This window comes from Streptomyces sp. NRRL S-495 (assembly GCF_000966955.1).
In the GTDB taxonomy this organism is placed as follows: domain Bacteria; phylum Actinomycetota; class Actinomycetes; order Streptomycetales; family Streptomycetaceae; genus Kitasatospora; species Kitasatospora purpeofusca.
Genome location: NZ_JZWY01001214.1, coordinates 1 through 2,184 on the forward strand (window position 1 = coordinate 1; position 2,184 = coordinate 2,184).

Genomic DNA, 2,184 nt, shown 5'->3' on the forward strand with positions numbered 1-2,184 from the left:
GCGGGGTCAGGACAGGCGTACGACCTCACCGGTGGCGGCGCTGGTGCGCGCGGCGTCCAGTACGGTCGCGGTGGTCACGGCATCCCAGGGGTCTACGGGCAGCGGACGAGTGCCACGGAGTGCGGCGGCGAAGGCCGGGTAGAAGGTGTCCCACTCGCCGCGGGCGGACGGTGCGGGCTCGACGTGGTCGCCGCGCAGCACCTTGCCCCAACGCTGCTCGGGCTCGATGCCCCAGCGCTCCCCCTCGGAGGCCGGGGAGGCACCTGCGATCAGCAGGGCTTCCTGACCGTCCACACCGTCGACCACGTAGGTCCCGGTGGTGCCGGTGGCGCGGAAGCGCGGACCGGGTGCACCCTGCCGCCAGCTGCCGGACAGGTGTGACCGGGCTCCGCTCCGGTGGGTCAGCGCGACGAAGACGTCCTCGTCGAGCCCTTCGCCGCCGTCGCGGCTCCGCATCTCCGCATACACCCGCTCGACCGGCCCGGACAGGACGAGCGCCTGGTCGACCAAGTGGCTGCCGAAGTCGAGCAGGGTGCCGCCGCCCGCGGCCGGCGGGCCGGGCTCGGGCTGGAACCGCTCGAAACGCGACTCGAAGCGGGTCAGAGTGCCGAGCTCACCCTCGGCCATGAGCCGCCGTAGGGTCAGAAAGTCGGAGTCCCAGCGACGGTTCTGATAGACCGTCAGGGAAACCCGCAGCCGCTCCGCCAGTTCCGCCGTCTCCCGTGCAGATGAGGCGTCGAGCGCGAACGGCTTGTCGCAGACCACTGCCAAACCCAGCTTCAGCGCCTCCTGGGCCAATGGGATGTGTGTGGCCGCCGGAGTGGAGACCGCAACCGCCTCTGCTCCGGCCCGGGCCAGTTCCTCCAACGAGTCGTACGTCGGTCGGCCCAGCTCCCCGGCGATCTGCTTGCGGCGCTCGGGGGATGTGGTGACCACCCCGAGAAACTCGCAGTCCGGGGTGGAGGCGAGCAACGGCGCATGGAAGTACCTGCCGCCGAAGCCGTAGCCGGCCAGTCCGATCCGTACGGGCGCGTCCGTCATGTGCAATCCTTGCCGTCGATCTCTTGAAACCAGTTGCAGTAGAACCTCAGCAGACCTTCGGGTCCGCGTCGGCGTTGGCGAGGCCGTGCTGTACGTGCTGCGACTCGCCCGGGATGAGGAGGCCGACAGGCGGTTCCACGGCCTGCCACCAGGAGCAGCCGGCCTCGCCCGCCGAATCGCCCACAGCCTGGCCCGGGCCCTTACCCAGGACGCCTGGCCGATTCCCGCCTCACCCGGATCATCCGGTGCAGGGACCGGCCACTTTCCGAACGACCGCACCTGGACGCGGACGCCAGGACCAGTCGGACGCCCTGCAACGCTCGGTCGGCCTCGCGTGTCCTGGCCGCCGTGCCCGTGCACCCTCGGAGGCAAGGTCGATCGGCCGGCCGGAGCCTTTGACAGCACCGGCTGCCCCCCGACACTCTCACCATCCGATGTTAGCGTCAACATGGCACCTACCAGAATGGCGGAGTGATCTTCAGATCCCGCCCTCTCCCTGCCCAGGGAAGGTCCGAGGGTTCAGAAACAGTCTCAGCCGCCGCCCCCCGCACCCCCGGGCATGCAGCCGAACGCCCGGGACACCCGGCAGGGCCTCGTCCCCTGCCAGCCCGGCTTCGGTGTCCAGTGCCTTGTCGAGCCGGCTCGGAGTCCGGCTCATGTGCACGTGGGGGGCTGAGGTCCACCGGCTCCCGCCTCGCGAATCGAGTGGCTCTCGAAGATCGTCGATAACGCATTGGCAACGACCCGGGACAGGGAAGCGGAGCGGCGCTTGCTCACTAGCAACCAGCCAAGGGGCGACCGTTGATCATCTGTGTTCGGATTGTGCTGGCAACGCCTCAAGGTTCCGTCACCGCCCGAGTCGAGGGGGCCGGCGGCGCGCTCGGCCTGCCACAGGGCGAGGGCTTCCCGCGCAACCCACGGCGCCACCTCACCGCCCGCCCCCCCGGGTCGGCGAGGACGCTGTGTCCGGAGAGGGTGGCGTTGAGATGTGCAGGGTCCGGCGGCTGCGGCGCCCGGGCAGTGAACCGGCGGACGGCCGTCCGGCGGCGCGGGACACCGGGCGGCGGAGCGGCAGGCCTCGGGAGCGTACGGACGTTTAATCCTGGCGCCACAGGCCGAAGTAGTAGAACACCGCCGCCCAGG

At 70.6% G+C, this 2,184-nt stretch carries 1 protein-coding gene; it reads right to left on the minus strand.

All coding sequences use genetic code 11. From position 1 onward, the window contains the following. Positions 1 to 6: 6 nt before the first annotated feature. Positions 7 to 1,041 carry a Gfo/Idh/MocA family oxidoreductase gene (locus VR45_RS40695; RefSeq protein ID WP_045945020.1) on the minus strand — a complete coding sequence of 345 codons (1,035 nt, stop codon included), beginning with the start codon at positions 1,039 to 1,041 and terminating at the stop codon, positions 7 to 9. Positions 1,042 to 2,184 lie beyond the last annotated feature (1,143 nt).